Origin of the sequence: Pseudomonas sp. SWRI179, from assembly GCF_014268705.1 — a bacterium.
Lineage (GTDB): Bacteria > Pseudomonadota > Gammaproteobacteria > Pseudomonadales > Pseudomonadaceae > Aquipseudomonas > Aquipseudomonas zanjanensis.
Genome location: NZ_JABWRA010000146.1, coordinates 1 through 408 on the forward strand (window position 1 = coordinate 1; position 408 = coordinate 408).

The 408-nt window shown below is 65.4% G+C and carries 1 protein-coding gene; it reads left to right on the top strand.

What is annotated here, in order from left to right; translation table 11 throughout:
• Window positions 1-408: AMP-binding protein (locus tag HU767_RS28615; protein WP_186731123.1), on the top strand; the 408-nt coding region annotated here is incomplete at both ends.

Genomic DNA, 408 nt, shown 5'->3' on the forward strand with positions numbered 1-408 from the left:
TCACTGGCGCGACCCTGGTGGTTGCCCGCCCGGACGGTCATCGCGACCCGGCCTACCTCAGCCAGTTGATCCAGCAGGAACGGGTCACGACGCTGCACTTCGTCCCTTCCATGCTCCGTGCGTTTGTCGAGGAGCCGGGCCTGGTCGATTGCCACAGCCTGCGCCAGGTCTTCGCCAGTGGCGAAGCCTTGCCGGTGGACCTGGTGCGGCGCTTCATGGGCCAACACCCGGCGGCGCTGGTCAACCTGTACGGCCCGACCGAAGCAGCCATCGACGTTTCGGTCTGGCGCTGCTCGGCCAACAACATGATCGTGCCGATCGGCAAGCCCATCGCCAACCTGCGCTTGTACATCCTCGACGAAGCCCTGCAACCGTTGCCGATTGGCAGCATCGGCGAGCTGTACATCG